The organism is Cohnella thailandensis (assembly GCF_014212135.1).
GTDB classification, from domain to species: domain Bacteria; phylum Bacillota; class Bacilli; order Paenibacillales; family Paenibacillaceae; genus Cohnella; species Cohnella thailandensis.
On record NZ_JACJVQ010000019.1, the window covers coordinates 170,977 to 195,758 of the forward strand.

25 protein-coding genes are annotated in these 24,782 nt (G+C 56.5%); all 25 read left to right on the forward strand.

What is annotated here, in order from left to right; genetic code table 11:
- Positions 1-4 precede the first annotated feature (4 nt).
- The 25 genes from fliR (at position 5) to proS (ending at position 24,738) form a co-directional block, all read left to right on the forward strand.
- Positions 5-784 carry a flagellar biosynthetic protein FliR gene (gene fliR, locus H7B67_RS21535; RefSeq protein ID WP_185121922.1) on the forward strand — a complete coding sequence of 260 codons (780 nt, stop codon included), beginning with the start codon at positions 5-7 and terminating at the stop codon, positions 782-784.
- A gap of 62 nt (positions 785-846) precedes the next feature.
- A complete protein-coding gene (flhB, locus tag H7B67_RS21540) occupies positions 847-1,920 on the forward strand; it encodes a flagellar biosynthesis protein FlhB (protein ID WP_185122308.1) in 1,074 nt (357 codons plus the stop codon).
- Positions 1,921-1,982: 62 nt separating this feature from the next.
- Positions 1,983-4,016, forward strand: coding sequence for a flagellar biosynthesis protein FlhA (gene flhA / locus H7B67_RS21545; RefSeq protein ID WP_185121923.1), 2,034 nt, complete (start codon positions 1,983-1,985; stop codon positions 4,014-4,016).
- Positions 4,013-5,524, forward strand: a complete 1,512-nt coding sequence (gene flhF, locus H7B67_RS21550) for a flagellar biosynthesis GTPase FlhF (protein ID WP_185121924.1) — start codon at positions 4,013-4,015, stop codon at positions 5,522-5,524. The genes flhA and flhF overlap by 4 nt, the downstream gene beginning before the upstream one ends.
- Positions 5,517-6,383, forward strand: a complete 867-nt coding sequence (locus H7B67_RS21555) for a MinD/ParA family protein (RefSeq protein ID WP_185121925.1) — start codon at positions 5,517-5,519, stop codon at positions 6,381-6,383. The genes flhF and H7B67_RS21555 overlap by 8 nt, the downstream gene beginning before the upstream one ends.
- 53 nt (positions 6,384-6,436) lie before the next feature.
- The gene (locus tag H7B67_RS21560) at positions 6,437-7,969 is read left to right on the forward strand and encodes a protein-glutamate methylesterase/protein-glutamine glutaminase (protein WP_185121926.1); all 1,533 of its coding nucleotides are present in this window, start codon (positions 6,437-6,439) and stop codon (positions 7,967-7,969) included.
- A 39-nt stretch (positions 7,970-8,008) separates the two neighbouring features.
- On the forward strand, positions 8,009-10,102 hold the full coding sequence (locus tag H7B67_RS21565; RefSeq protein WP_185121927.1) for a chemotaxis protein CheW: 2,094 nt from the start codon (positions 8,009-8,011) through the stop codon (positions 10,100-10,102).
- Between the two features lie 27 nt (positions 10,103-10,129).
- The gene (locus tag H7B67_RS21570; RefSeq protein ID WP_185121928.1) at positions 10,130-10,591 is read left to right on the forward strand and encodes a chemotaxis protein CheW; all 462 of its coding nucleotides are present in this window, start codon (positions 10,130-10,132) and stop codon (positions 10,589-10,591) included.
- A 3-nt stretch (positions 10,592-10,594) separates the two neighbouring features.
- On the forward strand, positions 10,595-11,215 hold the full coding sequence (locus H7B67_RS21575) for a chemotaxis protein CheC (protein WP_185121929.1): 621 nt from the start codon (positions 10,595-10,597) through the stop codon (positions 11,213-11,215).
- Positions 11,212-11,706, forward strand: a complete 495-nt coding sequence (locus H7B67_RS21580; protein WP_185121930.1) for a chemotaxis protein CheD — start codon at positions 11,212-11,214, stop codon at positions 11,704-11,706. The genes H7B67_RS21575 and H7B67_RS21580 overlap by 4 nt, the downstream gene beginning before the upstream one ends.
- A 1-nt stretch (position 11,707) precedes the next feature.
- Positions 11,708-12,112 (forward strand): hypothetical protein, encoded by a 405-nt coding sequence (locus tag H7B67_RS21585; RefSeq protein ID WP_185121931.1) that lies wholly within the window; start codon positions 11,708-11,710, stop codon positions 12,110-12,112.
- A 16-nt stretch (positions 12,113-12,128) separates the two neighbouring features.
- Positions 12,129-12,914 (forward strand): FliA/WhiG family RNA polymerase sigma factor, encoded by a 786-nt coding sequence (locus H7B67_RS21590; RefSeq protein WP_185121932.1) that lies wholly within the window; start codon positions 12,129-12,131, stop codon positions 12,912-12,914.
- A 25-nt stretch (positions 12,915-12,939) separates the two neighbouring features.
- Positions 12,940-14,352: a flagellar assembly protein A gene (locus H7B67_RS21595; RefSeq protein WP_185121933.1), complete on the forward strand. Its 1,413-nt coding sequence runs from the start codon at positions 12,940-12,942 to the stop codon at positions 14,350-14,352.
- A 46-nt stretch (positions 14,353-14,398) separates the two neighbouring features.
- Positions 14,399-14,716, forward strand: a complete 318-nt coding sequence (locus H7B67_RS21600; RefSeq protein WP_185121934.1) for a hypothetical protein — start codon at positions 14,399-14,401, stop codon at positions 14,714-14,716.
- A 34-nt stretch (positions 14,717-14,750) separates the two neighbouring features.
- Positions 14,751-15,389, forward strand: a complete 639-nt coding sequence (locus H7B67_RS21605) for a DUF6115 domain-containing protein (protein WP_185121935.1) — start codon at positions 14,751-14,753, stop codon at positions 15,387-15,389.
- Positions 15,382-15,978, forward strand: a complete 597-nt coding sequence (locus H7B67_RS21610; protein WP_185121936.1) for a hypothetical protein — start codon at positions 15,382-15,384, stop codon at positions 15,976-15,978. The genes H7B67_RS21605 and H7B67_RS21610 overlap by 8 nt, the downstream gene beginning before the upstream one ends.
- A 204-nt stretch (positions 15,979-16,182) precedes the next feature.
- Positions 16,183-16,881, forward strand: coding sequence for a 30S ribosomal protein S2 (rpsB, locus tag H7B67_RS21615; protein ID WP_185121937.1), 699 nt, complete (start codon positions 16,183-16,185; stop codon positions 16,879-16,881).
- Positions 16,882-17,015: 134 nt separating this feature from the next.
- A complete protein-coding gene (gene tsf, locus H7B67_RS21620; RefSeq protein WP_185121938.1) occupies positions 17,016-17,666 on the forward strand; it encodes a translation elongation factor Ts in 651 nt (216 codons plus the stop codon).
- A gap of 98 nt (positions 17,667-17,764) precedes the next feature.
- Complete coding sequence (gene pyrH / locus H7B67_RS21625; RefSeq protein WP_185121939.1) at positions 17,765-18,493, forward strand: UMP kinase; 729 nt, start codon at positions 17,765-17,767, stop codon at positions 18,491-18,493.
- On the forward strand, positions 18,494-19,048 hold the full coding sequence (frr, locus tag H7B67_RS21630; protein WP_185121940.1) for a ribosome recycling factor: 555 nt from the start codon (positions 18,494-18,496) through the stop codon (positions 19,046-19,048).
- A gap of 63 nt (positions 19,049-19,111) precedes the next feature.
- Positions 19,112-19,915, forward strand: a complete 804-nt coding sequence (uppS, locus tag H7B67_RS21635; protein ID WP_185121941.1) for an undecaprenyl pyrophosphate synthase — start codon at positions 19,112-19,114, stop codon at positions 19,913-19,915.
- A 3-nt stretch (positions 19,916-19,918) separates the two neighbouring features.
- On the forward strand, positions 19,919-20,710 hold the full coding sequence (locus tag H7B67_RS21640; RefSeq protein ID WP_185121942.1) for a phosphatidate cytidylyltransferase: 792 nt from the start codon (positions 19,919-19,921) through the stop codon (positions 20,708-20,710).
- Between the two features lie 36 nt (positions 20,711-20,746).
- The gene (locus H7B67_RS21645) at positions 20,747-21,901 is read left to right on the forward strand and encodes a 1-deoxy-D-xylulose-5-phosphate reductoisomerase (protein ID WP_185121943.1); all 1,155 of its coding nucleotides are present in this window, start codon (positions 20,747-20,749) and stop codon (positions 21,899-21,901) included.
- A 99-nt stretch (positions 21,902-22,000) separates the two neighbouring features.
- Entirely contained in the window at positions 22,001-23,263 is a 1,263-nt protein-coding gene (gene rseP / locus H7B67_RS21650; RefSeq protein WP_185121944.1) for an RIP metalloprotease RseP, read from the forward strand.
- A 26-nt stretch (positions 23,264-23,289) separates the two neighbouring features.
- Entirely contained in the window at positions 23,290-24,738 is a 1,449-nt protein-coding gene (gene proS, locus H7B67_RS21655) for a proline--tRNA ligase (RefSeq protein WP_185121945.1), read from the forward strand.
- Positions 24,739-24,782 lie beyond the last annotated feature (44 nt).

Below are 24,782 nucleotides of genomic sequence, written 5' to 3' on the forward strand. Positions count from 1 at the left end.
ACGAATGGAACTAATCACGCAATACTTTCCGGCCTTTCTGCTCGTCTTTTGCCGAATCAGCTCGTTTATGGTCGTGGCTCCGATCTTCTCGACGAAATCGGTGCCCCGGGTCGTCAAAATCGGCCTTTCATTCTTTATATCTTATATCGTCTTTATGCAGGTCGGATTTAACGACAAAGTGGTGGCGGACGGATATTTTATTATGTCCATCATAAAAGAAGTGATGGCAGGGCTAATTATCGGCTACGTTTGTTACATGTTCTTTACCATCGTGCAGACCTCGGGCGCTATCATGGACATGCAAATGGGCCTGAGCATGGCGAATATCATCGATCCGCTGACCGGACTGTCCGTTCCGATCATGGGCAACTTGAAAAACATGCTGTTGATGTTGGTATTCTTGGCTATCAACGGTCACCATTACCTCATTAGAGCATTGATGGACAGCTACAACTGGCTGCCGCTCGACAATAATCTTTTCGGGATTATTAACGGGGGCACGCTTACCGAGTTTCTGGCGAGAACGTTCGCCGATACGTTCCTGCTCGCGCTTCAAATCTCGGCGCCGCTTGTCGTCGCGATGTTTCTTCTGGATTTGGCGCTCGCTCTTCTTACTAGAGCCGCCCCCCAATTCCAAGTGTTCGTTATCGGGGTGCCTATCAAGATTTTGATAGGATTGGCGATCCTTATTCTTATTCTCCCTGGATTCGGAACGTTGTTCCAGATGATATTCGACCGCATGTTTAACGCATTGGAACAATTATTCGTTATCTTTCAGTCTTAGCCAGCAGGAGTGAATGGCAGGGGAGGTCGATTCTATTGTCCGTGTCTCGCTATCGTCTGCCCATGAATCTCCAGGTCTTTGCCGGAGAGAAGACGGAGAAGGCAACGCCGAAAAAAAGGAACGAAGCCCGTCAGAAGGGGCAGGTTGCGCAAAGCCAAGAGATCGGGACTTCCCTTGAGCTTATCGTAACCGTCAGCCTCTTCATGGTTCTCGGAACGTTTTTTTGGGATCGAATCGTCGCTATGTTCGCCGATATTTTTCTTCATCGCCTTTCGATGGAGATCACATCCGGCAACGTTATGGATATGTTTAGCAGGTACGCGATCCAAATGCTGATATTTCTATCGCCGATCTTCATAGGCGCGTTTGTCATCATCTTCGCGGCACACTATTTTCAGGTCGGTTGGTTATTCACGACGGAGACGTTGAAGTTCAAGTTCAATTCGCTGAATCCGATTAATGGCTTCAAACGGCTCTTCAGCTCCAGGTCTCTCGTGGAACTGGTCAAGAGTATCCTCAAGCTGTTGGTCATTGCGATTATCGTCTACCTGGTCTTGTGGTCGGAGAGAGAGCGCGTGATGGCGCTTGCCCACGTGCCGATTGAAGATATCTTCGCCTTTACGGGGAATTTGACGACTAGGCTGGCTATGTTTGTGGCCGTAATCCTATTCATTCTTGCTCTTGGAGACTATTACTACCAGAAATATTCCTATGAGAAAAGCCTCCGGATGAGCAAGCAAGACATCAAGGACGAATACAAGAACCAGGAAGGCGATCCGAAGATCAAGGCGAAGATCAAGGAGCGGCAGAGGCGGATGGCGATCATGCGCATGATGCAGGACGTTCCTACCGCGGATGTCATCATCACGAACCCGACCCACTTCGCGGTCGCGCTCAAATACGATTCCGCTAAGATGGATGCGCCCAAGGTCATCGCCAAAGGCCAGGATTACATGGCGCTTCGTATTCGGGAGATCGCCAAGAAGAACGACGTCATGATCATGGAAAACAAGCCGTTGGCTCGGGCTCTTTACGAACGTGCGGAAATCGGACAAGCGATTCCGCCCGACCTGTTCCAAGCGGTCGCCGAGGTACTGGCATACATATATCGTTTAAAAGGCAGACGCAAGGCATAAGAAGGTGCTTCGCTTGAAGACGTTTGAAGTCATCGTAGGGACACAGAAAGGGAGGGAACGCCTTGAAAATTCGGGACATTAGTATACTTGTCGGCGTCATAGGCATTGTCCTGATGATGGTCGTCCCCATTCCCAAAGAGCTGCTCGACATCCTGCTCATCGTTAATATCTCCGCAGCGATCATGATCCTGTTGATCTCCATGAACACGCAAGATGCGCTGCAGTTCTCGATTTTCCCGACCTTATTGCTCATTACCACGCTCTTCCGTTTGGCGCTCAACATTTCGACGACGCGGCTTATCCTCTCGGAAGCCGAAGCGGGCAAGGTCGTGCACACGTTCGGCGAGTTCGTGGCCGGCGGAGAGTTGGCGATAGGCTTCGTGGTCTTCCTTATTCTCGTCGTCGTCCAGTTTATCGTCATCACGAAGGGCGCGGAACGCGTGTCCGAAGTCGCGGCTCGGTTTACCCTCGACGCCATGCCGGGCAAGCAGATGAGTATCGACGCGGATTTGAACGCCGGTCTCATCAACGAGCAGCAGGCGAAGGAGCGCCGCGAGAAGATCGAGAAGGAAGCGGACTTCTACGGGGCGATGGACGGCGCGAGCAAGTTCGTCAAGGGCGACGCGATCGCCAGTATTATCATCGTCGCGATCAACCTGATCGCCGGCATCATCGTCGGCATGGTCATTCACGGCATGCCGGTCATGGAAGCATTGAATACATACTCGATTTTGACGATTGGCGACGGCTTGGTCAGCCAGGTTCCGGCGCTCTTGATCAGCACGGCGACGGGTATTATCGTGACTCGCGCCGCGTCGGACGGCAACTTGGCTCAGGATTTGGTGACGCAGATCCTACGCTTCCCGAAGCTCCTCTATATCGTTGCGGGCACGATAGCCCTGCTTGGTATTTTTACGCCGATCGGACCCTTGGCTACATTCCCGCTGGCGGCGGTGCTAAGCTTCGCCGCCTACCGGCTGCAGAAGAGCGTCACCCGCAAACAAAAGGAAGAGGACCTGCTTGTCGAAGAGAAGGAGATCGAAGAGGTGCGCAGTCCGGAGAGCGTCATCAGCCTGCTGCAGGTCGATCCGATCGAATTCGAATTCGGTTACGGTCTGATCCCGCTCGCGGATACCCAGCAAGGGGGGGACCTGCTCGATCGAATCATCATGATTCGACGGCAATGCGCTCTCGAGATGGGACTTATCGTCCCGGTAATCCGAATTCGCGACAACATTCAACTAAAACCGAACGAATATATTATCAAAATGAAAGGAAATTTGGTAGCTCGTGGCGAATTACTGCTTAACCACTATTTGGCTATGAGCCCAGGGTATGACGACGATTCGGTGACGGGCATCGAGACGAAGGAGCCCGCTTTCGGATTGCCGGCTCTCTGGATCGACGAAGCGACCAAGGAGCGCGCCGAGATGGCCGGTTATACGGTGGTCGATCCGCCTTCCGTTGTTGCGACGCATCTGACGGAAGTGATCAAGAAGTACGCTCACGAGCTGCTCGGCCGTCAAGAGACCAAATCCCTTATCGACAGCGTCAAGGAAAGCTACCCGACTCTTATCGAAGATCTTATTCCTTCGACTCTATCGATCGGCGACGTTCAGAAGGTGCTGGCCAAGCTGCTTAAAGAGAAGATTTCGATTCGGGATCTGGTGACGATCTTCGAGACGCTCGCCGACTATGGCAAGTATACGAAGGATCCGGAGGTGCTGACCGAATATGTTCGGCAAGCGTTGTCCAGGCAGATCACGCTTCAATACGCGAATCCGAACGAACCGCTTAAAGTGATTACGGTAAGTCCGGCGGTGGAGAAGAAAATATCCGATTCCGTCCAGCAGTCCGATCAGGGCAGCTATCTCGCGTTGGATCCTCCGTCCACGCAAGCGATTTATTCCAGACTGACGGAGCAAGTGAACCGGGTGCTGCAGCTCGGCCAGCAGCCGATCATCCTGACGTCGCCGACCATTCGCATGTACATGCGCCAAATGCTCGAGCGCAGCATGCAGGATATACCCGTGATCTCTTACAGCGAATTGGAGCCGAATATTGAAGTGCAAAGCGTCGGGGTGGTGAACGCATGAAGGTCAAACGATACTTGGTCCAAGATCTGCCGGAAGCGGTCCAGAAGATTCGCGCGGAGCTTGGATCGGACGCCGTCATTCTTAATACCAAGGAAATCCGCGTCGGCGGATTTCTTGGCATGTTCCGCAAGAAGCGCGTGGAGGTTATCGCCGCCGTAGACGAGCAATCGGCCAAGCCGAAGCCGGCGCCTTCCCGCGGCCCTATCGTTCGCCCCGCCGACAATTCGGGTTTGCCTCCGCCAGCCGCGCCGAAGGCCAAACCGCCGATGCCGGAACCCTTCGAGGCGGTACCCGAGAACGCTCCTTCTTTTATGCCCCCGCAAGCGGTCAGGGACCGTTATCATCAAGGCGCTGTCCCTCGCGGCTCGTCCCAGACGGCTACCTTGGAACCGGCGGCGGCCGTTCGAACGGGGAATGCCGAGAATCGGGGAGAGGAAGCGGCGTCCCGGGCGGCGGAAGCGGCGCTGGAGATGATCGCGGGCTTCACGGGAGCAAGCAGGCCTACAGACGAAGCTTCAATCGAGGCTCGCACCGCATCTGCCGGCAGATCGGCGGTCGCGACGGTGACGCCTTCTCAAGCGGACGAGAAGCCGAAGCCGTCGAGAACCGCCGCCAGCTCTCCGATAGAAGACGAGACGGCTTCTCTCCTTCAAGAGCTTCGGGCCATGAAAGAAATGATGCGGGAGATGAACCGCCAGCAGACGTTTCGCGTTATTCCGGAGCCCGTCCTGAAGCTGTCGAAGCAACTGGCCGAACAAGGGGTTGAGCCGGCGCTTGTCGAACGGTTCGCGGAGAACGTCATTGAGCTGCTTGAAGGATCCCAGGGAGAAGATCCCAAGCTTGTTTACGAGAAGGGGCGCGAGGTTCTGCGAGGATGGCTGATGCCTTCGGCAGGACAAGGGATTTCCGCGACGACCCGAATCGTGAATTTCGTCGGTCCTACCGGGGTCGGCAAGACGACAACCATCGCGAAGCTGGCGGCCGATCAAGCTTTCGTTCATCGAAGAACCGTCGGATTCCTCACGGCAGACACTTACAGGATCGCGGCCGTCGACCAGCTCAGAACCTACGCGGAGATCCTGAACGTTCCGCTGGAGGTGGTGTTCTCCGCTTCCGAGCTTCCCAAATCCTACAAGAAGCTGGAAGATCGCGATTTGATCTTTATGGACACGGCGGGCCGCAATTACCGCAACGAGATGTTCGTCTCCGAGGTGAACGCGCTGCTGGCTCCGGGCGAACAGTCCGAGAACATTCTTGTACTGAGCCTTACCCATAAGTATCAGGACATGAAACAGGTAGCCGGCCAATTCGCTAAATACGGCGTCAAACGGTTGTTGTTCACCAAGATGGACGAGACGGACTCCTTCGGCTCCATTCTGAACTTGGTCATGGCATTCGATTATGAAATCTCTTACGTGACATGCGGGCAGACCGTTCCGGACGACATTCGCAACTTTGACCCCGAAGACCTTATCCATCGGTTGCTAGGAGAGCTGCAAGATGAATGACCAAGCGGAAGCGCTGCGGAACCTCGTATCGAATCGCGAACAGATGACAATGGGCAAACAGACCCGCATCGTAACGGTCACAAGCGGCAAAGGCGGGGTAGGCAAGTCGAACTTCAGCTTGAACTTCGCGCTTGCCTTGCAGAAACGAGGCTACAGCGTCCTATTGTTCGATGCGGATATCGGCATGGCGAACATCGACGTGCTGCTGGGAACTCCGGCAGAGTATAATCTCTTCCATCTCCTGAAGAGAGAGAAAACGATCTGGGAGATCATCCAGACCGGACCGGGAGGACTTAAATTCATCGCGGGGGGCTCCGGCTTCAAGGATCTTATCCGCCTTAGCGACGCGGAGCTCGACTATTTCGCCGATCAGATCGGCAAGCTGCACGGCCATGTGGACTTCCTGCTGTTCGATACCGGCGCCGGATTGTCGAAGGAGACGCTTCGCTTCATCACGGCCGCCCAAGAGACGATCGTCATTACGACGCCCGAACCTACCTCGATCACGGATGCCTACGCTCTTATCAAGATGGTCAAGTCGATGGGGCACGACGTCCGGTTCCGGCTCGTGGTGAATCGGGTCTCCGACGACAAGGAAGGCCAACAGACGGCGAACAACATCCAGCAGGTCGCCGGCAAATACTTGAATTTGGAATTGCCCTTGCTAGGATTCGTGCCCGACGACAGCCATGTCATGAAAGCCGTTAAACGCCAGACCGCCTTATCCGTCGCTTATCCGGATAGTCTGGCGAATCGGGGAGTCGAGAGAATCGCGTCGGCTTACTTATCCGAAGAGAAACCGGCGGAGGACAGCGGGGTAAGAGGCTTCCTCCAACGAATGCGCCGCTTATGGAGCTAGCTAGCAAGTTCATGTACATATACTAGACATCCAGACAAGAGAGGGGACCCCATATGGCAAGATTCAAAGTGCTAGTCGTTGACGATTCCCCTTTCATGCGCAAAGTTTTCAGCGATTTTATCTCCGCCGATCCGTCCTTCGAGGTGGCGGCTACGGCTTCCGACGGCCTTGAAGCGATCGAGAAGACGCTTGCGATCGGACCGGACGTCATCACGATGGATCTGGAGATGCCGTCCATGAACGGCCTCGAAGCGTTAAGAAGGATCATGACCTTAAGACCTACGCCCGTCATCATGCTTTCGGCCGTAACGGACAACGGGACAAGGGACACGATTAAAGCCCTGCAATACGGAGCGCTGGATTTTATCCGCAAGCCGGACGGCTCGGTGAAGCTGGATATCATGCAGGTAGGCGACAGCCTGCGGGAGAAGCTGCACGTCGCCGTTGAACTTGCCAAAAGCGAGAACGCCCGAATGCTCGCCTCGGCGGACGATTTCGCCGAGCGGGAAGAGGAGCCCAAGGAGGACAGCCGAGCGCTGGCACCGCCGGCAGAGCCTGCCGCTCCGCCAGAGAATCATAAGAGTGCGTCGTCCGATAGGCTCGAGAAGCTCGACAAGCCAGAGATGCCCATGGGACGCAAGCAGCCGGACGTCCTGCCGCCGATGCCGCAGAAGGAGATCTCATCTCAGCCAGCCAAGAGGACGGGCAAGCTTCCCCCGACGGTACCTAAGCCATCGGGCGATATCCCGAAGAAGGCGAGCTTAACGAGAAGCGGCAGCGTAGCGGAAGGAGCGGCCAAACGAAACTCGCCGACGGACAAGCTGTCCGCGTCAAGCGGCAAGCTGGCCGCCAGTACCGGGCAAGACAGATCGAAGCCGGAGACTCGCAAGGATTCCGCCCAATCTCCGCCGGATAGCCCGGAAGCCAAGCGCGTTCCGTTCGCCGAGGCTGCCGGGAGCAAGGGGAAGGCGGATCAGAAGGTCCCGGGCAAACCGACCTTCGGCCATATCGTGGCGATCGGCACGTCGACGGGGGGGCCTCGAGCTCTGCAGGAGGTGCTGACCTCGATTCCGCCCGATTTTCCCGCTCCGATCCTGATCGTTCAGCATATGCCTCCCAAATTCACTCATTCGCTCGCCCAGCGGCTGGACAACTTCTCGAAGATTCATGTCTGCGAAGCCGCCGATGGGGACCTCGTATTGACCGGCACGGCCTATATCGCGCCTGGAGGACGGCACATGACGTTGGCTCGGGACTCTGCCGGCGGGTACCGAATCGCCTTGTCGGACGATGCGCAGGTCTCGGGACATCGTCCGTCGGTCGATCGGCTGTTCGAGTCGCTCATCGGCGTGAAGGACATGAAGCGGCACGTCGTGCTGATGACGGGGATGGGAAGCGACGGCGCCAGAGCGATGAAAGCCCTGCAAGAGGATGGCGCGGAGACGCTGATCGCCGAATCGGAGCAAACCTGCGTCGTATACGGAATGCCGCGTTCCGCCGTCGAGCTCGGAGCCGCTTCGCAAGTGCTGAACTTGCAGCAGATCGCGCCGGCGCTAGTCCACGAAGTGACCGCTAGGAAGAGGTAGATATCGAGGTAAGACAGTCGCCCAGGAGGTGTCCGTACAGTGGAAATGAATCAGTACTTATCCATCTTTATCGACGAGGCCAACGATCATCTGCAATCTCTTAACGAGAGCATGCTGAAGTTGGAGCAATCGCCAGAGGATATCAGCATCGTCCAGATTATTTTCCGTTCCGCGCATACGCTGAAGGGAATGTCCGCAACGATGGGCTTCGAGGATCTGGCATCCCTGACCCACGAAATGGAGAACGTGCTGGATTTGGTGCGCAACTCCAAGCTTACGATGAACGGCATGATTTTCGATACCCTGTTCAAATGTTTGGACGCGCTCGACGGCATGGTGCAAGACGTCGTAGGCGGAGGCACGGGCAAAGCGGAAGTCGGCGATCTGGTCGAGACGCTGAAAGCGATCGTCCGCGGAGATTTCAGCGGAGCGACGGGAGCGAAGGCGGCAGCGGATTCTTCGTCGGACAAGCCTATCGTCGCCACCGAGCTGCTGCTCGACCAGTTCCAGCTCTCGGTTCTTGAGCAATCGATAGACAGCGGCATGAAAGTTTTTCACATTCAAGTGTTCATACGCGAAGACTGCGTTCTCAAAGCCGTTCGCGCCTATATGGTCTTCGACTTCCTCGAGAAAAACGGCGAAGTCGTCAAGTCTAACCCGTCCGTTCAAGATATCGAGCAGGATAAATTCGATAGAAGCTTCTCGGTTTACTATATCTCGCAGATCGAAGAAGAAGCTCTGCGCGAAGGGATTCTGAAAGTATCGGAGATCGAATCGGCCATGGTAATGCCGGTCGACCGTTCCTCTCTCGCCGAGCTCGACCAATCGAAGGAAGAGGCGGCGGAGCAGCAGATTCAAGCCATGCAGCAAGCGGCGGCCGCAGCCGCGGCTCCCGCGCCGGCGGCGCCCGCAGCGTCGGCGGCCAAACCGGCGGCAGCGGATAAGGCGCCTGCGCGTCCGGCGGCGGGAGCCGCCGCGAACGCAAGCCGAACGATCCGCGTAGACATCGAGCGCTTGGATACGCTCATGAACCTGTTCAGCGAGCTCTTGATCGATCGTTCGAGGCTCGAGCAGCTGGCTACCGAAATTCGCCGCAACGACCTGACGGAGACGGTCGAGCATATGGCCCGCGTGAGCGGCGACCTGCAGAATATCGTCCTGAAGCTGCGGATGGTTCCGGTGGAGAGCGTCTTTAACCGCTTCCCGCGGATGGTGCGGGACTTGGCCAAGTCGCTGGACAAGAAGCTGGACCTGATCATCACGGGAGCCGAGACCGAACTCGATCGTACGGTTATCGACGAGATCGGGGATCCGCTCGTTCACTTGATCCGGAATTCCGTCGACCACGGGATCGAGATGCCCGCGGCGCGGATCGCGGCGGGCAAGCCGGACACGGGGACGGTTCATCTTCGCGCTTACCATAGCGGCAACCATGTCTTTATCGAGATCGAGGACAACGGCGGCGGCATCAACCGGCCGAAGGTTCTCGACATCGCGATCTCCAAGGGCATCGTGAGTCTCGAGGATTCGAAGAAGCTGAGCGACGACGAGATCAACATGCTGCTGTTCGCTCCCGGTTTCAGCACGGCGGACAAGATCTCCGACATCTCGGGCCGCGGAGTCGGCCTCGACGTCGTCAAGTCCAAGATCGAATCGCTCGGCGGCCAAGTCAGCGTAACCTCGACGATCGGGCAAGGCTCGATTTTCTCGATCCAGCTGCCACTGACTCTGTCGATCATCTCCGCCATGCTGATCAAGCTGGGCTCCGAGAAGTACGCATTCCCGCTTTCCTCCATCGTGGAGACGGGCATGATCCGCAGAGAGGACATCCGGGATCTGCACGGCAACAAGGTCATCGAGTACCGCAAGGCGATCATTCCGGTTGTTTCGCTGGCGAAGCTGCTGGATTCGCCGGATTATCGCGATGACGACGAGAAAGAGACGGAGATGCTCGTCATTCGCAAAGGCGACAAGCTCGCGGCGGTACTCGTCGACGAATTCGTCAGCCAAAGCGAGATCGTCCTTAAGACGCTCGGCAAGTACTTGGCGAACCAGAAGCTGATCTCGGGCGCGACGATCATGGGAGATGGCCAAGTCGCTCTCATCGTAGACCCGAACGCTCTTATCAAATAACGCAAGATCAATCGAGGAGGCTTCGACATGGCAGAGGAATTGAAGGTAATTGTCTTTACGCTTGGGCATGAAGAATACGGCATCGAAGTAGACAAAGTGAGAACGATCGAGCGCATGATGCCGATTACTCGCGTACCGAAGACGCCGGCATTCGTTAAAGGCGTCGTAAATCTTCGCGGCGTCGTCATTCCCGTTATCGACTTAAGGGGACGCTTCGGGCTGCCGGAGTCCGAGCCGACGGAGAACACCCGGATCATCATCGTCGCCGCGAACGAGCTGGAGGTCGGCTTTATCGTGGATTCCGCGAACGACGTCGTCGACATCATGAGCGATTCGATCGGAGTGCCGCCCGAAGTGGTAGGCGGAATCAAGGCGAAGTATTTGAGCGGCGTAGCTACCTTAGGAGAGAATAGACTGCTTATCCTCCTGAATCTATCGGAAGTTCTTAACCGTTCGGAGATCATCCAGCTGGAGCAGATGGGAGAATAACGGGTGGAGCTGTTCAATCACAATCCGGATTTCAAGATGGACGTTCTCCGCGAGGTGGGGAACATCGGCGCGGGACACGCCGCGACTGCGTTATCGAGACTTCTGGACAAGCCCGTCGACATGTCCGTCCCGACCGTCAGCTTCGTTCCTTTCGAGAGAATAGCGGATCGAGTCGGCGGCTCGGAGGAAGTCGTCGCGGCGATTTTCCTCCGGGTGGACGGGGATGCTCCCGGCAATATGTTCTTCCTGATGAGCAGGAAGCAGGCCGCCAGGGTGCTCCAAGTGCTGCTCGGCATCGAGGCTTCCGAGAAAGACTCTTATTCCGAGCTTGAGCTGTCGGCCCTATGCGAGATTGGCAACATTCTCGCCGGATCTTATTTGTCGTCTTTAGCGGATCTGACGGGCCTAGCGATGTCTCCTTCGGTGCCGTCGATCGCGGTGGACATGGCCGGAGCCGTTCTCAGCTACGGGGTGCTGCAATTCGGCACGATGGGAGACGAAGCTCTTCTGATCGATACGACCTTCTTGAAGGGCGAACAGGAAGCGGAGGGACATTTCTTCTTCATTCCGGACCCGCAGTCCTTCGAACGAATGTTCGTGTCCCTTGGAGTGCCTCTGGAATGACGGAAGACAACATCGTCAAAGTCGGAATGGCTGACTTGAACGTCGCTTCCGGCGGAGCCTCCCTTAAGACGACGGGGCTAGGCTCTTGCGTAGGATTAACCTTGTTCGATCCGGTCCGGATGGTAGCCGGGATGGCGCACATCATGCTGCCGTCCTCGGAGATCGCCCGCGAAGGACAGCTGAATATCGCCAAATATGCGGATACGGCGATTCCCGAGCTTCTAAGAAGGGTGTTGGAGCTGGGAGCGGATAGGAGAAGGCTGGTCGCCAAGCTTGCCGGCGGGGCGCAAATGTTCGCTTTCGCGGGCGGCAACGACAGTCTGAGGATCGGACCGCGGAACGTCGAATCCACGAAGCATGCCTTAACCGGCATGGGGATTCCGATCGTCTCCGAGGATACGGGAGGCAACTTCGGTCGCACGGTGGAGCTGAGCAGCCAGACCGGCATTCTCTATATCCGCAGCGTGCAGCATGGAGTAAAGGAGATATAACATGGCCCGATCTTGGCGTCTACTCGTCGGCTTCGGCGGATTCGGAGCCGTGTTGACCTTCCTCTTCTCGATAGGAAGCAACACGGTGACCACCACGCTTATTCGCAGTTTTTACGCGTTCGTCGCTTTTCTGGCTCTCGCCGTCGCGATTCAAATCTTGCTAACGGTTCTGCTTAAGCCTTCCGGCCTTCCGAAGGAGTCCCCGGAGGATGAACGCGGTTCCGTACTCGATCTCTCGACGCCGAGCGACGATTCGCAGCTAACGGACTTAATGAAGGGACAATGGTCGGGCGAGCCGGCGCGTCCCGCGGATTTTCAACCCTTGCAGCCGGCCAAGCTGGTTTCATTGGACAACGTAAACACGGATGACATGGTTCAGGCGGTTCGACACATGAAGGACGAATAAGGAAGGTGAAGCAAAAATGATCGATCATAAGCGTTCTCGGCTTTCCCACCAATCGTTCTGGCAGAGTTGGAAGGAAGATGGAGATCTGGATGCCAAAAAGCAGCTGATCGAACATTATTTGCCGCTCGTGGATTACGTATCGAGCCGAATGGCCGTGGGGCTGCCCAAGAACGTCACGAAGGACGACTTGGCCAGCAACGGAGCCATGGGGCTGATCGACGCCATCGAGAAGTTCGACTATCAGAGGGGGCTGCAGTTCGAGACGTATGCATCTTGGCGAATCCGCGGCTCCATCATCGATGGTCTTCGTCAAGGGGATTGGGTGCCCCGCTCGGTAAGAGACAAAGCGAAAAAAATGGAAGATGCGTACGCCGTTCTGGAGCAGCGGAATTTGAGATCCGCCACGGACGAAGAGGTATGCAGCTACCTCAACATATCGAACAAGGAATTTCAACAGATGCTCCAGGAAGTGGCGGTATCCACTATCTGCTCCCTGGAGGATCCGATCCGGGAAGAAGAGTCGGAGACTCGTCTCTCCCTTCTCATCGACGACAAGGCCGTGAATCCGGAATCCAGGGTTCATGACACTTTTCTGAAAGAAACCTTGATGCAAGGAATCGATCGGTTGACCCCGAAGGAGAGAACCGTCGTCTCGCTTTTCTACTATGAAGACTTGTCGCTTAGCGAAATCGCCGAAGTGATGTCGTTGTCGCCTTCGCGAATCTCTCAGCTACACTCCAAAGCGATTCTTAGGTTAAGAGCGGCGCTGGGCAAGCAAAAGGACCAATTGATGCATAAATGACACCCGCTGTCTGGAGGAGAGTACCATGTCTAATGAGCAGATAACGAACTTGGATGAGGCCATACAAGTCGATCTCTCCGAAGATAAGATGTCAGCCTATCTTATCTTCAAGCGAGTGGAAGGGACGATCCAGCTGACCGTTCAGGATCTGGAGAAGATTTTGGACGGTCGGGGAGTCAAGCATGGAATTCAACAAGATATCCTCAACATGATCTCCGCTAGACCGCAGGATTTCTTTTTCACCCAGAACGTCGTAGCCATCGGGACCCCCGCAAGGAACGGCACCGACGGATACATCAAATCCTTATACGGCGAAGACGATCAAAGCCGCAAGCCGACCGAGCGTTCGGATGGCAGCGTGGACTACCGGGAAGTTGCCCAGCTCGCCAACGTGAAGGCCGGTCAATTGATCGCGGAGCGTTATCCGCCGCTTCCGGGAATAAACGGAACCGATGTTACCGGGGGAGAGGTAAAGGCGAAAGAAGGCAAGGAAGCTCACTTTAAGGTAGGCAAGAACGTAGTCGTGAACGCGGAGAAAACAGGGCTTTACGCCGCGATGGACGGTCTCGTCACCAAGACGGAAAAGGACAAGCTGAACGTGTTCCCCGTCTACGAAGTGAATGGGGACGTGGATTATCACATCGGCAATATCGATTTTGTCGGAACCGTTGTCATTCGGGGGAACGTCCTTAACGGCTTCAAAATCAGAGCTTCAGGCGATATTCGCGTCACGGGAGGAATCGAAGGAGCGGAGGTCGAATCCGACGGCTCCATCGAGATTAGCGGCGGGATCATCGGCAACAACAAGGGCTTGGTCAAAGCCGGCCGTTCCATCAAATGCTCCTTCATCCAAGAAGGAATCGTACAGGCGAACGAGGATATCCTCGTCACCCAGAGCATCATGCACTCGAACGTCAAAGCCGGAAGAGAGATCGTCTGCATGGGCTCCAAAGGCTTGGTCGTCGGCGGCACTTTGCAGGCCGGAGACCGGATCACCGCCCGAATGATCGGCAACGCCATGTCGACCGCCACCTCGATCGAGGTCGGAGTCAGGCCCGAGCTCCGGCAGGAGCTGAACGATCTGCGCGCGGTCATTCGAACGCTGACGGAATCGTTGGACAAGACGGATAAGGCGCTGGCGCTGCTGAACCAGCTTGCCGCGACCGGACAATTGCCTCCGCAGAGAATGACGATGCGCCTGCAGCTGAACGCGACGCGCAAGCAGACGGCGGAGGAGCTTCAGACGGCCAAGGAGAGCATTCTGGAGATCGAGAAGATGCTTGAGGATACGTCCAGCGCTCGCGTGGACGGAGTCCATACGATCTACGGGGGAACCAAGATCGTGATAGGACGCTATACCCGATTCATAAAGGATAGCGTACAGCGGGTGTCTTTCCGATTCATCGACGGCGAGATCGTTCCGGTGCCGTATATCTGATAAGATGCAGATTACCATCCTCTGTAGGGAAGGCAGGTGCTGATCGATGGCCTATAAGCCGTTGGACTTGCAGGTATCGATGCCTCGGACGCTGGAGTTGTCTCCGCTTCAGCAACAGCAGCAGCAGCGTCCGGCGATGGAGCAGGCCATGCTTGGCCAACAAGCCGTGAAGCAGGCCGAGAAACAGGCTCGCAGCAACACGAAGGCGGAAGGAGCCGCCAAACGCTCGATCTCGGATAAAGAACCGAAGGAGAGAAAGAAGATGTCCTCGATCCGCAATAAACCGAACGCGGAGGAGCGGGAGGGAGCCGATCCGGCTTCCGCGCATCCGTACAAAGGGAAGCATCTCGATATTTCGTTGTAGCTTTTTTTGGGCAGGGAGAAAGGCGGCTGTTAGAGTGGAGCCATGGATAAGCATCGTCATCACGGGAGCCGCGATCGCCGGTTATGGATTGTTGATTCCCAAGAATGCATCGGCAAGCAAAACGGACTCATCCGGTTTTCAAGGAGAGGCGGCATACGATCAATTGCTCGAGGATCTGGAAGCGGAGAATCGGGAGCTGATCGATGCCGTTTCGGAGTTTAAGCGGGAACAGGACGCCACGGTCGATAAGCTGAGCCGGCGCATTCGGGATCTCGAACGGCAGATGACGGAATGGAGCGATCGCGATCGGCAAGCTGCCTCCCGAGCGTCTGCGGCGGCTCCGACAATCGCATCGGCGCAAGAGGAAGCGGCGGCGGGGCTGGCGGAGGCCGGTCCTGTTGCCGCTCCCGCGGCCGCGAATGCGCAGGGGGCTTCTATGGAAAGGGCTTCGGCCAAGGCCGAGGAAGGGAACGGCAACGGGGAAAGGAACGGCAACGGGGAAGAAGCGCTACCGTCGGGACCGGTCAGCATCAGAACCCGTTATTCCGCCCTGCTGGAGCTTTACGAACGAGGCCGATCCATCGAACAAATCGCCAAAGAGCTGAACATGAATAAAGGCGAGATCCAATTGATTTTGCAATTGGCCAGACGGGAGGATAATCCGCATGCTTAAACGTCGGGGCTTGCTAATCGGGTTCGGCCTGGGTCTCATGATCGGCGCAGCGGTGCTGCAATTGATTCTGGCCGCGGAGAAGGGCTCTTCTTCGCTCAGCCTTACAGGCACTTCAATTACGGAGAAGGAGCTTCAGGAAGAAGCCGAGGCTCAGGGGTATACCCTGGTCAAGTCTTCCTTGAAGACTTATACGCAAGAGGAATTGGATGCGGCCGTCCTTAAAGCCCGAGAGGAGGCTCAAGCAAGCCTGGAGAGCGGGACTTTAGACGGGGAAGAACAAACAGGTTCCAAGGCCGGGGAGGGCGCTTCCAAGCCTGCTTCTACGGGAGCGGCTTCCGGTCCTTCGGCCGGCGCTTCGCAAGCTCCTTCTAATGAAGAAGAACATACTTATTCCTTCTATATCCGCGCGAACGCAACCTTGATCGAAGTCGCGACGGGTCTTCAGGAGTTGGGGCTAATCGCCGACAAGGATCAGTTCGTCAAACAAGCCAAAGCGTATAGCAAAAGCTTGAGAGTCGGCACGAGCACCTTCGTCGGGAAGCCGACCTTCGAGGAGATCATCGCGGAGATCACTCGCGCGAAGTATTGAATTTCGTCGTGCTCCAATTTTTCCTAGCAAATAGGACGCTAAGCCATTGCGAAGAGAGTACAGATATGATATAGTATTCCCCGGTGTGAAAAAACGCACGCCGTTCAATTTCGTCGGCGGTGCTTCTTCGATAAGAAGTTCCGGCGAAAGGCGCGATCGGCGGAGGGATTCACCTACACAAAACCACTAGGAGGTGCAGTTAAGATGGCAGTAATCTCCATGAAGCAGCTTCTCGAAGCTGGGGTACACTTCGGTCACCAAACCCGTCGTTGGAACCCTAAGATGGACAAGTACATCTTTACTGAACGTAACGGCATTTACATTATCGACCTGCAGAAGACGGTCAAGAAAGTCGACGAAGCGTACAACTTCGTACGCCAGCTCGCAGAGCAAGGCGGAACGATGCTGTTCGTCGGCACGAAGAAGCAAGCTCAGGATTCCGTCAAGGAAGAAGCGGAGCGCAGCGGCCAATACTACATCAATCAACGTTGGCTCGGCGGCACGCTGACGAACTTCTCCACGATCCAGAAGCGTACGGATCGTCTGCACCAGCTGACGAAGTGGGAAGAAGACGGCACCTTCGAAGTTCTTCCTAAGAAGGAAGTTATCCTGCTCCGCAAAGAAAAGGAACGCCTCGAGAAGTTCCTCGGCGGCATCAAGAATATGCGCAAGCTTCCGGACGCTCTGTTCATCATCGACCCTCGCAAGGAGCGCATCGCGGTAGCGGAAGCTCGCAAGCTGGGTATCCCGATCGTCGGCATCGTCGACACGAACTGCGACCCGGACGAGATCGATTACGTCATTCCGGGCAACGACGACGCCATCCGCGCCGTGAAGCTGTTGACGTCCAAAATGGCAGACGCCATCGTCGAATCGCGTCAAGGCGAAGAAGCGACGGTCTAAGAGACGCCAATAAGCAAATCAAGCAAGGGTGGTCAGAAGAGAACCTTCTCGCCGCCCTTTTTTAAGAGCTAAATTCGAATTGCCCGCAAGGCATGGCACAGAGCCATCCGCGGCATAAACAGGAGGTTATTCACTTGGCAGTAAACGCAGCAGACGTCAAGACGCTCCGCGAAAGAACCGGAGCCGGCATGTTGGATTGTAAGAAAGCGCTGGAAGAAGCGGGCGGCGACCTGACGAAGGCGTCCGAGCTTCTCCGCGAGAAGGGCCTTGCCGCAGCCGCCAAGAAAGGCGACCGCGTCGCAACCGAAGGCCGCGTCGAATCGTATATTCATGGCGCAGGCCGCATCGGCGTACTTGTCGAAGTCAACTGCGAAACCGACTTCGTCGCGATGACGGATCAATTCAAGGAATTCGTTCGCGACCTCGCCATGCACATCGCCGCTGCGGCTCCTAAGGTTGTTCGCCGCGAAGAAGTGGATGCAGCTGACCTGGACAAGGAACGCGAAATCCTTCGCGCCCAAGCGCTGAACGAAGGCAAGCCGGAGAAGATCGTCGACAAGATGGTCGAAGGCCGCATCAACAAGTACTACGAAGAAGTCGTTCTTCTGGAGCAATCCTTCGTCAAGGATCCGGACAAGACGATCCAAACCCTGCTCAACGAGAAGATCGCCGCGATCGGCGAGCAAATCTCCATCCGTCGCTTCGTTCGCTTCGAATTGGGCGAAGGCCTCGAGAAGAAGCAAGACAACTTCGTAGAAGAAGTTATGGCGCAAGTCAAAGCATAAGCAAATCAAAGCGGAGGGAACACGACGTGTTCCCTTTTTCTTAACCTAAACGGACGCTGCTGCGCGGCGAACCGAATCGAATGCTGGAGGTACAAACGTTGAATCGTCCCGTTTACAAACGAGTGGTGCTGAAGGTCAGCGGAGAATCGCTGTCCGGGTCGAATGGGTATGGCATAGACGCCACGACAATTCTATCGATCGCCGATCAAGTGAAGGAAGTCGTCGAGCTGGGGGTAGAGGTAGCCGTAGTCTGTGGCGGAGGCAACATTTGGCGCGGAATTTCCGGCAGCCAGAAGGGGATCGATCGCGCGACCGCCGACTACATGGGCATGCTGGCTACCGTAATGAACTCGCTTGCCCTGCAGGACGCCTTGGAGCAGATCGGCGTGCCTACGCGCGTTCAAACCTCTATCGCCATGCAGCAGATCGCCGAGCCTTACATTCGCAGACGCGCGATTCGTCACTTGGAGAAGGGACGCGTCGTTATTTTCGCGGCAGGCACGGGCAACCCGTTCTTCTCGACGGACACGACGGCCGCTCTTCGCGCCGCGGAGATCGAAGCCGAAGTCATTCTGATGGCCAAGAACAAGGTCGACGGCGTCTACAGCGCGGACCCGTTCAAGGATCCGACGGCCGAGAAGTACGAACAGCTGACTTATCTGGACGTTCTCAACAAGAATTTGGGCGTCATGGACGCCACGGCCTCTTCTCTCTGCATGGATAACAATATTCCGTTGCTCGTATTCGCGATTACGGAGCAAGGCAATATTAAACGTGCTGTAATGGGCGAGAAAATTGGAACGATTGTAAAGGGGAGCGTGAACTAAGTGCCTCAATCGATCAAAAAGAACGCGGAAGAACGGATGGAGAAGGCGCTCGGAGCCCTTAAGCGCGATTTGTCGACTCTGAGGGCCGGCCGCGCGACTCCGGCTATTCTCGACCGCGTCCAAGCGGAATACTACGGCGCCATGACGCCGGTGAACCAACTGGGAACGATCAATACGCCGGATTCCCGGACCCTTATCATTCAGCCTTGGGATAAGTCGGCCCTGGCCGCTATCGAGAAGGCGATCCTTAAGTCCGATGTCGGATTGACTCCGGCTAACGACGGAACGATCATTCGCCTGAACATTCCGCCGCTGACCGAAGAACGCCGCGCCGATCTGGTTAAATCGACGAAGAAATTCGGAGAGGAAGCCAAGGTAGCCATTCGGAACATTCGCCGCGATGCGAACGACGACATCAAGAAGAAGGAGAAAGGCGAAATCTCCGAGGATGAGTCGAGACGCCATCAGGACGACGTACAGAAGATTACCGATCGTTACGTTGCGGAAGTCGATAAGATTCTCGCAGCCAAAGAAAAAGAAATTATGGATGTGTAACGCCTTCTACTCCGACCCCTCCGTCAGGTGGGGTTTATTGTTCTTGAATCGGGAGGTACGACCATGACGAACCGTTTCGGCAGCTGGGTAAAACGCCTGCAAGGCGGCAATGCTCAAGAGAAAAAAATCGATGATCAGGCAGCGGAGCGGAGCGGTGAAGGGTCGACAGACAAGGTGCCGCAGCATGTAGCGATCATAATGGACGGCAACGGACGCTGGGCTAAGGCAAGGGGACTTCCCCGCGTCGCGGGCCACCACAGCGGAATGAAAGCGATCAAAAGAATTACGAGGGAAGCGGACCGGCTCGGCATCCGCTATTTAACCCTGTACGCCTTCTCGACGGAGAATTGGAAACGCCCCAAAGCCGAAGTCGAATTCCTCATGAAGCTGCCGCAGGAATTCCTGGCGCTTGAATTGGATGAACTCATCGCCAATAACGTTCAGGTCCGAATGATGGGAATTGAAAAATTGCTGCCGGATCATACGCTTGCGGCCATCGAAGAAGCGGCTCGCAAGACGGCCGGCAATACGGGACTCGTCCTTAATTTCGCTTTGAACTACGGAAGCCGGATGGAGATGGTCGATGCCGCCCGCAAGCTAGCAAGGCGAGCGGCGAACGGAGAGCTGGACCCGGATTCCATCGACGAGCAAATGTTCGGAGCCAGTCTTCTCAGCGGGGATATGCCCGATCCGGACCTGCTCATTCGCACGAGCGGCGAGCTTCGGCTGTCGAACTTCATGCTCTGGCAGCTTGCCTACAGCGAATTCTGGTTCACCGACGTCTACTGGCCGGAATTTAACGAACAACATTTGAACGAAGCGATCTGCGAGTACCAACGCAGGGCAAGGCGCTACGGGGGGCTGTAATCCATGGTTCAGCGTTTGATATCCGGAGTCTTAGCGGGGCTAGTCTTTCTTGGCGTCATCCTTCTGGGCGACGGGTATTACTCCGCCTTTCTTACCATCGTTGCTTTGCTTGGGTATCGGGAGTTCGTCAAGCTGAACCAATTCCCTTCCTTCCGTTGGGACGTCTTTGTCGGATATCTGGCCGTTCTGCTGCTTTCGGTCCCGACGATGCCTTTCGGATGGGAGGCGATCTCCATCGAGAGCTGCACTTGGCTGCTCATGTTTCTGCTCTTGTCGGCAACCGTCTTCAGCAAAAACAAGATTCATCTCGAACACGCAAGCCTGCTGTTTATTGGGGCGTTCTACATAGGCATCGGATTCCGTTACATGGTCGTCACGCGCGATCTCGAGCATGGGGTCTTCTGGACCCTGCTCACTTTTTTCTGCATATGGGCTTCGGACGCGGGAGCTTATTTCGTCGGACGAGCCATCGGCAAGACGAAGCTTTGGCCGGCCATCAGCCCGAACAAGACGGTGGAAGGCGCCGTCGGGGGCCTCGCGATCTCGGTTGTCGTCGCGCTTGTCTTCTACTTTATATACCCGGAATGGGTCGGCTTCTGGCAAGCGATCGGCATCGCTCTGGCTTCCGCGGTCGCGGGCACGTTGGGGGATTTGATTCAATCCGCGTACAAGCGTCTAAGAGGCGTGAAGGATTCGGGCAACCTGCTGCCCGGACACGGCGGCGCGCTCGATCGGACCGACAGCTGGCTGATTGTCTTCCCCTTCGTCCATTTTCTCGGGCTGCTTCCGAATTAAAGGCGCCTGTATATCTAATGTTCATGGAGGACTAAGATGCCAACTAGAAAAATTGCCGTACTCGGAAGCACGGGTTCGATCGGCACGCAGACGCTGGATGTCATAGCGAGGGATCCCGAGTCGTACGAGGTCGTCGCTCTGGCCGCAGGCTCCAATACGGAGCTGCTGCTTAAGCAGGCTCATCAATTTCGGCCGGGCGTCGTGTCGGTCGGCAGCGAGGAGGCGGCGGACAAGCTGCGAGGCTTGCTTCCCGCGGGCACCAAGCTTCTCGTCGGAGAAGAAGGGCTAGCGGAATCGGCGGCGGGTAGCGGCGCGGATTACGTGGTGTGCGCTCTCGTCGGCGCTTTAGGCTTGCGATCGACTCTCGCGGCCATAGACGCGGGAGCGGCGATCGGACTCGCCAATAAGGAGACGCTTGTCACCGCAGGGCACATCGTAACGAAACGCGCCGCCGTCAAGGGCGTTCGGCTGCTTCCGATCGACAGCGAGCATTCGGCGATCTTTCAATGCCTCAACGGGGAGGACGACAAGGCGATCAAGCGGCTGCTCATTACCGCATCCGGAGGAAGCTTCCGAGATCGCTCGAGGGAAGAGCTGGTCGGCGTAACGGTCGAAGACGCCTTGAAACATCCGAACTGGTCGATGGGAGCCAAAATCACGATCGATTCGGCGACAATGGTTAACAAAGGGCTTGAGGTTATCGAAGCCCGCTGGCTTTTCGGCCTGCCCTACGACCGGATCGACGTCGTGCTTCACCCGGAGAGCATCGTGCATTCGATGGTCGAGTTCACCGATACGAGCGTGATCGCGCAGCTCGGCAACCCTGATATGCGGGTGCCGATCCAATATGCCCTCACCTATCCGCAGCGTCGTCCGTCCCCGGCGTCTCCTTTGGACTTAGTCAAGGCGGGAACGCTTCGTTTTCGCGAGATGGATTTCGCGCGGTATCCTTGCCTGCGAATGGCGTACGAAGCCGGCCGCGCCGGAGGAACGGCGACGACGGCCTTCAATGCGGCGAACGAGGCGGCGGTCGCGCGGTTCCTTCGCGGCGAGATTTCTTTCCTCGCGATAGAAGAGATTATCGAGAGAGTGCTGGACAAGCATGGAGCGGCGGCCGTGGCGCTTCCCGACCTCGAAACGATACTAGAGACCGACGCCTGGGCGCGCCGCGAGGCAAGCGTTCTTAAATAAATGAGACAATCTTTCCCCCAAGGCCGTATTCTCTTGTAACGGCTCGGAGAATAATGTTAATCTAAGGACAGCCGTCACAGGCAACGGGGGTAGAATCGCATGGAAATGGTTCAAGTCGTATTTCTGACGGTATTGGTATTCTTCGTGCTTGTCACGATACATGAATTCGGGCATTTCTATTTCGCGAAGCGGGCCGGCATTCTCGTTCGGGAATTCGCGATCGGCTTCGGTCCGAAGCTATTCTCTATCAAGAGAGGCGAGACGAGGTTTACGCTTCGGCTTCTGCCGGCAGGCGGTTTCGTTCGAATGGCGGGGGAGGATCCGGAGGTCGTCGAGATGCAGCCCGGCCAGACGGTCGGCCTTCGCGTCAAGGACGGGAAAGTCACCCGTTTCTACCTCGACCGATTAGACGAGCGTTCGCAGATCGTACGGGGAGAGATCGTCCAACTCGATATCGAGCGGAATCTATTCGTTACGCTGGACGTCGACGGAGAACAGGAACGCTATAACGTCCATCCGCAAGCGCTTATCGTAGCCAGAGGCCAAGAGACGCAGATCGCTCCCTTCGACAGGCAGTTCGGGAACGTCTCGACGGGCAAGCGCGCGATGGCGATCTTCGCCGGTCCGATGATGAACTTCATTCTTGCCTTTTTCTTGTTCGCGCTCTATCTTCAGCTTGCCGGCGTCGCGGTCGAGAATTCGAGCAAGGTGTTCGTCAGCGGAACCGAAGCGGGAATGCCCGCCGCGGAGTCCGGCCTGCATAAGGGCGATTGGATCAAGACGGTAGACGGCGTGACGGTCGGCGGCGACAGCGCCAAGCTCGTGGAGAAGATCCAAGCGTCCGCGGGCAAGCCGATGGAATGGGTCGTCGAACGGGACGGCCAGGACGTGACAGTCAAGGTTACTCCGGATAGCGCGACGGGCAAGGTCGGGCTGTACCTGAGTCCGGAGATGCGGCAGGCCGGCTTCGTCGAGACGTTCAAGTTCGCGGGGACGACGATGGTCGACATGACGGGCAGGATCTTCGAGGGCTTCCGCAAGCTGATCTTCGGGGAATTTAAGCTGGACGACCTTGGCGGACCGGTGCGCACGGCCGAGATGACGGGCCAAATCGCGAAGCAGGGCATTCCGGAGCTGACCTCGTGGGCGGCGGTGCTTAGCTTGTACTTGGGGATCTTCAACCTGCTGCCGATTCCCGCTCTGGATGGCAGCCGGCTGCTCTTCATCGGGCTGGAAGCGGTGCGGGGCAAGCCCGTCGATCCCAACCGGGAGAGCATGGTTCACTTTATCGGGTTCGCGATGCTCATGCTGCTAATGGTCGTCGTTACCTATAACGATATTTTACGATTGGTCAAAAATTAGCCGTTGTCAGGGGTTGGAGAACCGAAATGTCGAAGGATAAAGGTTTTGTTAGCGAAATAACGCCTCAAGCGGAGGACTTCTCCCGCTGGTATATCGACGTCATCAAGAAAGCCGAGCTGATGGACTACTCTCCGGTTCGCGGCTGTATCGTCTTCCGTCCGGAAGGGTATGAGATTTGGGAGAACATTCAGAAGGAATTGGATCGTCGGTTCAAGGAAACGGGCCACCGCAACGCTTACTTCCCGATGTTCATTCCGGAAAGCTTCTTCCAGAAGGAGAAGGAGCACGTCGAAGGGTTTAACCCCGAGCTTCCGTTCGTCACCGAAGCCGGCGGCGAGATTCTCGAGGAGCGCCTGGCCGTTCGTCCGACGTCCGAAACGATGTTCGGCCATATGTACTCGAAATGGATTCAATCCTATCGGGACTTGCCGATGCTGATCAACCAATGGGCGAACGTCGTCCGCTGGGAGAAGCGCACGCTGCCGTTCCTGCGGACAAGCGAGTTCCTCTGGCAGGAAGGCCATACGGCTCACGAGGACGAAGCGGACGCCCGTAAGGAAACGATGACGATGCTCGACGTCTACACGGACTTCGTCGAGAACGTGCTGGCGATTCCGGTCATCAAGGGCCAGAAGACCCCTTCCGAGAAATTCGCGGGAGCGGTCGACACGTACTCGATCGAAGCGATGATGAAGGACGGCCGCGCCGTGCAAGCGGGCACGTCCCATTACCTGGGAACGAACTTCGCGGTCGCTTTCGATATCAAGTATCTGAGCCGCGAGAACAACCTGGAATATTGCCATACGACCTCTTGGGGCGTAAGCACGCGCCTGATCGGCGCTCTCATCATGGTCCACGGCGACGACAGAGGATTGGTGATGCCTCCTAAGGTGGCGCCTACTCAGCTGATCATGATCCCGATCGGACCTCCTAAGACTCGCGAGCAAGTGATCGCGAAGACGGACGAGCTCTACGCGCAATTGAAGGCGGCGGGCGTTCGCGTTCGCGTCGACGATCGTTCCGACGTGTCCCCGGGCTGGAAGTTCAACGAATACGAGATGCGCGGCGTGCCGATTCGCCTGGAGCTCGGGCCTCGCGACCTGGAGAACGGCGTCTGCGTGCTTGTCTCCCGCATCACGGGCGAGAAGAAGCAGGTTCCTCTGGATAACATCGTGGCCGAAGTGGAAGCGGCACTCGAAGCGGCTCATAACGACATGTATAACCGCGCTCTGCAATTCCGCGAAGAGAACTTCTACTCCGTCGAGACTCTGGACGAGCTTAAAGCATCCGCCGACGAGAAGAGAGGCTTCGCGCTTGCCGGCTGGTGCGGCTCCGACGCTTGCGAGAAGCAAGTGAAGGATGAGACCGGCTACACGAGCCGGAACATTCCGTTCGAGACGGCCGAGACGAAGACGAAGTGCCTCGTCTGCGGCGACGACGCGAAGCATACGGTCGTATTCGCCAAGGCTTATTGATCGGAACGGATGCCCGTTCGCTGAATCTGGATGGGTAGGAGACC

Bases quoted from the DNA above. Each gene is read 5' to 3' on its own strand.
- fliR (WP_185121922.1), top strand. From the start codon at position 5: ATGGAACTAATCACGCAATACTTTCCGGCCTTTCTGCTCGTCTTTTGC.
- H7B67_RS21585 (WP_185121931.1), top strand. From the start codon at position 11,708: ATGGCCCGATCTTGGCGTCTACTCGTCGGCTTCGGCGGATTCGGAGCC.
- flhB (WP_185122308.1), top strand. From the start codon at position 847: ATGAATCTCCAGGTCTTTGCCGGAGAGAAGACGGAGAAGGCAACGCCG.
- H7B67_RS21590 (WP_185121932.1), top strand. From the start codon at position 12,129: ATGATCGATCATAAGCGTTCTCGGCTTTCCCACCAATCGTTCTGGCAG.
- proS (WP_185121945.1), top strand. From the start codon at position 23,290: ATGTCGAAGGATAAAGGTTTTGTTAGCGAAATAACGCCTCAAGCGGAG.
- H7B67_RS21555 (WP_185121925.1), top strand. From the start codon at position 5,517: ATGAATGACCAAGCGGAAGCGCTGCGGAACCTCGTATCGAATCGCGAA.
- H7B67_RS21645 (WP_185121943.1), top strand. From the start codon at position 20,747: ATGCCAACTAGAAAAATTGCCGTACTCGGAAGCACGGGTTCGATCGGC.
- H7B67_RS21610 (WP_185121936.1), top strand. From the start codon at position 15,382: ATGCTTAAACGTCGGGGCTTGCTAATCGGGTTCGGCCTGGGTCTCATG.
- H7B67_RS21570 (WP_185121928.1), top strand. From the start codon at position 10,130: ATGGCAGAGGAATTGAAGGTAATTGTCTTTACGCTTGGGCATGAAGAA.
- rpsB (WP_185121937.1), top strand. From the start codon at position 16,183: ATGGCAGTAATCTCCATGAAGCAGCTTCTCGAAGCTGGGGTACACTTC.
- H7B67_RS21580 (WP_185121930.1), top strand. From the start codon at position 11,212: ATGACGGAAGACAACATCGTCAAAGTCGGAATGGCTGACTTGAACGTC.
- H7B67_RS21600 (WP_185121934.1), top strand. From the start codon at position 14,399: ATGGCCTATAAGCCGTTGGACTTGCAGGTATCGATGCCTCGGACGCTG.
- H7B67_RS21595 (WP_185121933.1), top strand. From the start codon at position 12,940: ATGTCTAATGAGCAGATAACGAACTTGGATGAGGCCATACAAGTCGAT.
- flhF (WP_185121924.1), top strand. From the start codon at position 4,013: ATGAAGGTCAAACGATACTTGGTCCAAGATCTGCCGGAAGCGGTCCAG.
- H7B67_RS21640 (WP_185121942.1), top strand. From the start codon at position 19,919: ATGGTTCAGCGTTTGATATCCGGAGTCTTAGCGGGGCTAGTCTTTCTT.
- uppS (WP_185121941.1), top strand. From the start codon at position 19,112: ATGACGAACCGTTTCGGCAGCTGGGTAAAACGCCTGCAAGGCGGCAAT.
- H7B67_RS21560 (WP_185121926.1), top strand. From the start codon at position 6,437: ATGGCAAGATTCAAAGTGCTAGTCGTTGACGATTCCCCTTTCATGCGC.
- rseP (WP_185121944.1), top strand. From the start codon at position 22,001: ATGGAAATGGTTCAAGTCGTATTTCTGACGGTATTGGTATTCTTCGTG.